8 protein-coding genes and 2 pseudogenes are annotated in these 6,738 nt (G+C 66.6%); 6 read left to right on the forward strand and 4 right to left on the reverse strand.

All coding sequences use genetic code 11. The features are described from left to right. Positions 1-39: 39 nt before the first annotated feature. Positions 40-789: a Sir2 family NAD-dependent protein deacetylase gene (locus tag ABZ803_RS34705; RefSeq protein WP_357046026.1), complete on the reverse strand. Its 750-nt coding sequence runs from the start codon at positions 787-789 to the stop codon at positions 40-42. 65 nt (positions 790-854) lie between these two features. Beyond that, positions 855-1,313, reverse strand: a complete 459-nt coding sequence (locus ABZ803_RS34710; protein WP_357046028.1) for a hypothetical protein — start codon at positions 1,311-1,313, stop codon at positions 855-857. On the opposite strand from ABZ803_RS34710, the gene ABZ803_RS34715 reads away from it, so the two are divergent. Next, positions 1,300-1,650 carry a hypothetical protein gene (locus tag ABZ803_RS34715; RefSeq protein ID WP_357046030.1) on the forward strand — a complete coding sequence of 117 codons (351 nt, stop codon included), beginning with the start codon at positions 1,300-1,302 and terminating at the stop codon, positions 1,648-1,650. The genes ABZ803_RS34710 and ABZ803_RS34715 overlap by 14 nt on opposite strands. A 39-nt stretch (positions 1,651-1,689) precedes the next feature. Here the strand turns inward: ABZ803_RS34715 and ABZ803_RS34720 are convergent, their stop codons facing one another. Then, positions 1,690-1,821: a hypothetical protein gene (locus ABZ803_RS34720; protein ID WP_357046032.1), complete on the reverse strand. Its 132-nt coding sequence runs from the start codon at positions 1,819-1,821 to the stop codon at positions 1,690-1,692. A 305-nt stretch (positions 1,822-2,126) separates the two neighbouring features. Next, positions 2,127-2,384, reverse strand: a complete 258-nt coding sequence (locus tag ABZ803_RS34725) for a hypothetical protein (protein ID WP_357046034.1) — start codon at positions 2,382-2,384, stop codon at positions 2,127-2,129. Positions 2,385-2,518: 134 nt separating this feature from the next. On the opposite strand from ABZ803_RS34725, the gene ABZ803_RS34730 reads away from it, so the two are divergent. From ABZ803_RS34730 to ABZ803_RS34750, 5 genes and pseudogenes are all read left to right on the forward strand, one after another. Beyond that, positions 2,519-2,899, forward strand: coding sequence for an IS5 family transposase (locus tag ABZ803_RS34730; RefSeq protein WP_357046036.1), 381 nt, complete (start codon positions 2,519-2,521; stop codon positions 2,897-2,899). A 13-nt stretch (positions 2,900-2,912) separates the two neighbouring features. After that, positions 2,913-3,118, forward strand: a pseudogene (locus tag ABZ803_RS34735) (transposase); the annotation flags it as partial. Between the two features lie 226 nt (positions 3,119-3,344). Then, positions 3,345-4,859 (forward strand): annotated as a pseudogene (gene istA, locus ABZ803_RS34740) (IS21 family transposase); the annotation flags it as partial. Between the two features lie 143 nt (positions 4,860-5,002). Further along, a complete protein-coding gene (istB, locus tag ABZ803_RS34745) occupies positions 5,003-5,782 on the forward strand; it encodes an IS21-like element helper ATPase IstB (protein ID WP_357046038.1) in 780 nt (259 codons plus the stop codon). A gap of 273 nt (positions 5,783-6,055) precedes the next feature. After that, positions 6,056-6,667: a hypothetical protein gene (locus ABZ803_RS34750; protein WP_357046040.1), complete on the forward strand. Its 612-nt coding sequence runs from the start codon at positions 6,056-6,058 to the stop codon at positions 6,665-6,667. The last annotated feature ends 71 nt before the right edge of the window (positions 6,668-6,738 follow it).

Below are 6,738 nucleotides of genomic sequence, written 5' to 3' on the forward strand. Positions count from 1 at the left end.
CACCGAGCATCTCCGCAGATCGGAGCGTATGGGGGGGAGTTAGGAAGCCGCCGCGCGCTCCGGCGACAACCCGGTCACCAGCTGCGGCAGGATCACGCTGATCGACCCGCGCACCACCAGGTCCGCGACCTCGTCCATCATCGTCGCCTCACCGTTCACGATCACTACCCGTGCCGATATGGCCGCCACCGGCACCAGCCCCGACGCCGGGAACACCGTCTGCGACGAACCGACCGCGATGAACAGCTCCGCTCGCCGCGCCGCCGCGTCCACGCGCGCCAGCGCCGCCCGATCCATGTCTTGACCAAAGGACACCGCCCTCGACTTCAGGACGTCGCCCCACGCGCAGCGCGGGTCGGTGTCGCCGTCGCACACCCGCTCCAACACCAGCTCGATCCGCAGCCGCGTCGAGCACTCCAGGCACACCGCCGCGCGGTCGTTGCCATGGATCTCCACCAGCCGCTCCGGACTGGTCCCGGCCGCCAGGTGCAGGCCGTCGATGTTCTGGGTGATCAGGGTGTCCAGCTTCCCGGCGCGCTCCAACTCCACCAGCGCGTGATGCCCAGGATTGGGCACTGCGGTCCGCCGATCGGCCGCCCGGCGAGTCCATTCCCGGCGCCGCAGCTCCGGGTCGGCGCGGTAGTGGCCGATCGTGGCCGTCCGCTCCGCGCCAGGATCGGCGGTCCACAGGCCGCCGGTGCCACTGAAGTCGGGGATGCCGGAATCGGTGGAGATTCCCGCGCCGGTCAGGACGCTGATGTGGCGGGATTCGTGGATCCATTGCCGCACTGTGGTGATTCGGTTGTGCTCCGATCCACCTCACCACGGACGCCCGACACCATCACCGCAGCCGATCAGCCCATGATCCGGTTGAGCGGATGCTGCGCCCAACGGTCGCGGACCTCGAAGTATTCATGCACCGTCCGCGACCCCGGCACATGCCGTGTGACCGCGCAAATCTCGTTCAAGCTCGCGCCCACCTCCACCGCCTGGGTGACGAACGACCGCCGCCCCGAATGGCCGGCATACCCCTCCGACAGCCCGGCGCGGGCTTCGGCCGCAGTGATGATGCGCCGCACCGTCTTCTCACTGATCCCGTGCGCGGTCAGACGCCCGCGGTGCGGGGTCAGCGCCCGGAACGCCGGCCCCTCGGTGATGGCCGCCGCCTCCCGCCAGCGATGCCACGCCGTCACCGGGCACACCGGGCTCCCGTGCTGCCACGGCACCACCACCGTCCCGGCACCGGTCTTCGACACACGGATTTCGACGATCAGGCCCCGCTCGTCGGGGTCGGGGGTGATGTCCTCCACCATCAACCGGATCGTGGTCCTGGATCGGTCGGTCTGCACCGCCAACTCCGAGCGGCGCGGCGAGCCCGAACCAGAAGCGCAGCACCGAGGCGTCGCGCAGGCCGCGCAGGGTGTCCGGCTGCGCAGCCACCATCGCCTCCAGGTGCCCGGCCTTCAGGATCGGGGCCTTCTTCGTCGGTGGCAGCTTCCGCGCCCGGGTCAACTCGTTCTCCAGGCGCTTGACGATCTTGGCGACCTGCTCCTTGGTCTTGAGGGTCGGCTCGGCGTCGAGCTTCCGCAGCAGAATGTGCACCGCGGCCAACCGATGCCGGATGGTGTTCGGCCGGGAACCACGCTGTGAAAGCCAGCCGACGAACCCGACCATCGCGCCCTTCTTGTTCTAGGTCAAAGGGATCTGCATCTCCGTCGTGTACGCCTGCCACAGCCGCCACGCCGCCCGGTAGAGCTCGGCGCCCTCCTGGGTGGGAAACAGAGACGGCTCGACAGCGGCGAGCTGTGCACGGACAGCCATTCGCCTGATCGGCCGACAACGCCCGCGGCATAGCCTTCGTTGAGGACATGGGTATAGGTTGGTCCGACGTTCACAGTGCTTGCTCCTATCGGCGGGGTCGGCTGGTCGTGTGTCGCGGCCCGACCTCCAAGCCGCAGTCGGGTCCGATGTAGTAGGACCGAGCCCAGTCACCTGATGTGCTGCTTCCTCGGGCAGCGCGCAGGCGACCTTCTGCTCGTGCTTGGTCAGATGCTCCGCACTGGGTCGCTCGAAGAGGTTGAGCAGGCGGTGAATTGCTCTGTCGGACAGCGGGTTGGCCGTCGGGGTCATCCGTCCTTCTTCGGGCTGCGCTCAAGGACGTCGGCGACGGAGATGGCGTTGTTCGTCATCTCCGGTGCGAGCCGAGTGGCCAGCGTGAGCGCGGGGTTAAGTCGAAACGGGTCGTATCGGCCGATCAGACGGCTTGCCGTCGTAGACGGACGTGGTTCGGTGCGGCGGCGGCGAGGATCGATCGCTGCGCTGGAAGTCGGGTTGCACCATCCAGTGTCGTTGATCCTGGCCGCGAATTCCCGGGCGAACGCCATCGCGGAGGCAGAGCAATCGCCGGTACACCGACACTGTTACCGCGCCGTCGGCGACAGCCAGCCACTAGGTTCGTCTCCCAATGGGGTGAATCGATCGGCTCCGTGATCGGGGCCGGTCGTGCATCATGTCGTGCGTGGCGACCGCGATCGGTGATCGATACCGAGTTCTGACCGACAAGCAGTGGGAACTGCTGGAGTTGCTGCTACCGAAGTCCGAGGGCCACGTTGGCCGTAACTTCGCCAACAATCGCCTGGTGGTGGAGGGGATGCTGTATCGGCTGCGCACCAGTCTGCCGTGGCGGGATTTGCCGGAACATTTCGGGCCGTGGCAGACGGTGTGGAAACGCCACCGCCGCTATGCCGCAGACGGCAGTTGGGACCGGGTGCTGACCGCTCTGGTCGCCCTGGCCGACACCACCGGTGACCTGGACTGGGTTGTCTCGATCGACTCGACGATCGTGCGGGCACATCAGCACGCCGCTGGCGCGGCCGCCGACTCGGTGACCGGGCTATGAACCGGCCGACCATGCCATCGGGCGCTCCCGCGGTGGGCTGACCACCAAGATCCATCTCGCCGCCGACGGCGCCGGTCGCGGCCTGGCCGTGCTGCTCACGCCCGGTCAAACCAACGACTCGCCGCTGCTGCCGCCGCTGCTGGACGCGGTGGTGGTTCCGCGGCTGGCCGGTGGGCGCCGCGGCGCAATCCGGAGGTGGTGATCGCCGACCGCGCCTACTCGGAGGCGCGAACCGAACTCTGTTGCGCCGCAGACGTATCCAGACCGTGTGTCAGCGTTCACGAAAGTCCGCAGGTAGGCCGTTTTCCGTTCACGTATTCGGGCAGGGCCGCGTTCACGTAATTCCCCAGCGGGAAGCCGGTCGCGACTGGTGTGGTCCTCGCAGGAGTTGGCTGCTCCCATCCGATGGTGATGGGAGCCTGTATTGGCGAGGAGAACGTTCGACGTGGTCGATATCGTCGAGATCTTGGTTCACTGGCATGCGGGTCGTTCGCAGAGCCAGATCGCGGCCAGCCTCGGGCTGGACCGCAAAACAGTGAAGAAGTATGTGGACCCGGCGATCGCGGCCGGGTTGTCACCGGGCGGGCCGCAGCGGTCGCCGGCGGAGTGGAGCGAGCTGGTGCGGCAGTGGTTTCCGCAGATCGCTGACACGAAGGTGCGGCAGATCACCTGGCCGGAGATCGAGCAGCATCGCGAGTTCATCGTCGCGATGACCAAGGCCGGGGTGACCCGGCAGACGATCTGGCAGCGGCTGCGCGACGAACACGGGCTGACGGCGTCGGTGTCGTCGCTGAAACGGTATATGGACGCCAACCTGCCTGAGGAGAACCTGCGTGGCCGGGTGACGGTGTTGCGGGAGGATCCCCCGGCGGGTGAGGAAGCGCAGATCGACTACGGATATCTGGGTTCCTGGGTGGATCCGATCGGCGGTCGACGTCGTCGGATCTGGGCATTCGTGATGGTGCTGGCGTTGTCGCGGTTGATGTTCGTGCGCCCGGTGCTGACGATGGATCAGCGGGCGTGGACCGAGGCGCATGTGGAGGCGTTCGCGTTCTTCGGCGGCGTGCCCAAACGCCTGGTGCCGGACAACTTGCGGACTGGGGTGGCGCGGCCGGACCTGTATGACCCGAAGATCAACCGCTCCTATGCCGAGTTGGCCAACCATTACGGTGCTCTCGTCGATCCGGCGCGGCGCGGGAAGCCGAAGGACAAGCCGCGGGTGGAGCGGCCGATGCCGTATGTGCGGGATTCGTTCTGGCGCGGGCGGGAGTGGATCTCGGTGCAGCAGATGCAGCAGGCCGCGGTCGTGTGGTGCCGGGACGTGGCCGGGCAGCGACGGTGCCGGCCGCTGGAGGGTGCGGCGCCGATGGTGGTGTTCGACGCGGTCGAGAGTGAGGCACTTCTTCCGTTGCCGGGCAAGGATTTCGTGCTCGCGGACTGGTCGACTGGCACTGTCGGCCCGGACATCCATGTCAAGGCCGGACGGTGTTTGTATTCGGTGCCGTGGCGGTATATCGGCCGGAAGGTGGATGTGCGGTCGACGTATTCGATGGTGCAGATCTTCGACCGTGGCGAGTTGATCGCCACGCATGTGCGCAAGCCGTTCGGAAAGCAATCCGACGTGTCGCATTACCCGCCCGAAAGGATCGCCTTCGCCATGAAGGGCCCGACCTGGTGCCGTCAACGAGCCGAACAGATCGGCGAGTCGACGGTCGCCGTGGTCGCCGAATTGCTCAGCGAGAACGCTTTGTTCCGGCTGCGCGCCGCCCAGGGCGTGCTCGGGCTGGCCGACCGCCATGGCGAAGCCCGGCTCGAACTGGCGTGTGCCAAGGCGATCGCTGTCGGTGACCCGTCCTATCGGACCATCAAGGGCATCCTCGCCGCCGGCCTCGAAGCGGATCCACCACCGCCAAGCAGCGGCGATGGAGGTGCCTCGGCGTTCCTGCACGGTCCTTCGCGGCTGTTCCGGAACGTGTTGGCGCTGCCCAACCCGGACAGCCCGGCCGCGATCCGCGCCACCACGAACGCCGCCATGGATACCACCACAGCGGACCTCGCTCGAGATGACGGTGCGGACGGCGAGCGCGGGTCGGGGGTGTCGGCATGATCGTCGATGTCGCCTTGGAGCAGGCACTGCGCACCCTCAAGCTGTCCGGGATGCTGCAGACGCTCGAGTCCCGGCTGGCCCAAGCCCGCGCCGGTGACCTCGGGCATATCGAGTTCCTGCAGGTGCTGTGTCACGACGAGATCGCCCGCCGCGAGTCCCAGTCGATCGCCCGCCGGATCCGCCGGGCCCACTTCGAACAACAAGTCACCCTCGAACAGTTCGACTTCGCCGCCAGCCCGAAACTGCCCGCCGCGCAGATCCGCGATCTCGCGGCGCTGCGGTGGCTGCCGGTCGGTGAGTCGGTGGTCTTGTATGGCCCGGTAGGAGTAGGCAAAACGCATGTGGCCCAGGGACTCGGGCATCTGGCCATCCGCCAAGGCGCCGAGGTCCGGTTCACCAAGACCAGCCGACTGCTCGCCACCCTCGCGGGTGGTCACGCCGACCGCACCTGGGACAAACGCCTGCGCGAGTTCGTCCGGCCCCCAGTGCTGATCCTCGACGACTTCGGCATGAGGGAGCTGACTGCCACCCAGGCCGACGACCTCTACGAACTGATCTCCGAACGGTCGACATCAGGGGGCTCCCTGATCCTGACCTCGAACAGATCACCGGTCGACTGGTACCCACTGTTCCCGAATCCCGTTGTCGCCGAATCACTTCTGGACCGGTTGATCAACACCAGTCACCAGGTATTCATGAACGGGCCCTCCTACCGGCCCAACAAACGACCCGGCAGCAAGGACGAACCCAAGACACCGAACAAGGAGGTCGGGTAGAAACATCACCCAGGACCCACCACCTGCCCAATTACGTGACCGCAGGCACCGGGAAAAACGTGAACGTCGACACGGCAGCGCCGACCGGTCTGTGCGATGGCGCGCATACCGTCCCACTTCATCTCTATCGACCAGACTCCAGGGACAGCCGGAGGCTGCCCTGCGACGGCCAGCATCGGAGCCAATGGTCTGACCATGAGATCAGCTTATTCTTAGCTATCGGGTGGCGGGTCTTGTCGACAACGAAGTCGAGATGTGTCATCATTCGCACAAATGTTCGATGATGCCTTGTCTGTTGTGAGCGATGAACCGCCCCGTGCCGGGCGCATCGCTGATCAGTCGCTGGTTGGGCTGTCGAAGGCGGAGAAATTGTCGGCCCTTCGTGCTCGTATGGCGGCGATCGACGGGCGCGTCGGTGCAACAGAGCCGCCGTTGAGGGCGGCCGTCGACTTCAGCAGAGTGTTGCCGATTGCGGGTGGGCTCGGTGATGCACTGCCGGAGGGTGGCCTGCCGCGCGGCGCCGTCGTCGCCTGTTTCGGGTGTAAGGGTCCGTTGCTGGGGATGTTGGCGGCGGCGACTGCGGCGGGGGAGTTGACGGCCGTGGTGGGGTTGCCCTCGTTGGGGCTGCTCGCGGTGGCCGAGATGGGTGGTGACCTCAGCCGCGTGGCCCATATCGCTGCCCCTGGGCCCGACCCATTGGAGGTGGCCGCAGTTCTGCTGGACGGTGTGCCGATGATTGTTTTCGATGCTCCTGGCGGTGCGTCGCCGAGCGGGATGCGGGCGCTACTGGCCCGAGTTCGTAGCCATGACGCTGTGCTCATCGTGACGAGCACGAACTGGACACGACCCGACCTCGAAATAGGGACTGTAAATACAACGGTGTAACTCCCGATCAAGGAGTGGCACTTGATGTCTGATGTGGCGAGGGCCGGTGTGGTCGATACTGCTGCGGTGGC

The sequence above is a fragment of the Nocardia sp. NPDC047648 genome, from assembly GCF_040642815.1.
Taxonomy (GTDB): domain Bacteria; phylum Actinomycetota; class Actinomycetes; order Mycobacteriales; family Mycobacteriaceae; genus Nocardia; species Nocardia gamkensis.

Bases quoted from the DNA above. Each gene is read 5' to 3' on its own strand.
- ABZ803_RS34715 (WP_357046030.1), top strand. From the start codon at position 1,300: ATGTCCTCCACCATCAACCGGATCGTGGTCCTGGATCGGTCGGTCTGC.
- ABZ803_RS34710 (WP_357046028.1), bottom strand. From the start codon at position 1,313: ATGGTGGAGGACATCACCCCCGACCCCGACGAGCGGGGCCTGATCGTC.
- ABZ803_RS34720 (WP_357046032.1), bottom strand. From the start codon at position 1,821: ATGGCTGTCCGTGCACAGCTCGCCGCTGTCGAGCCGTCTCTGTTTCCC.
- ABZ803_RS34725 (WP_357046034.1), bottom strand. From the start codon at position 2,384: ATGGCGTTCGCCCGGGAATTCGCGGCCAGGATCAACGACACTGGATGG.
- istB (WP_357046038.1), top strand. From the start codon at position 5,003: ATGATCGTCGATGTCGCCTTGGAGCAGGCACTGCGCACCCTCAAGCTG.
- ABZ803_RS34750 (WP_357046040.1), top strand. From the start codon at position 6,056: ATGTTCGATGATGCCTTGTCTGTTGTGAGCGATGAACCGCCCCGTGCC.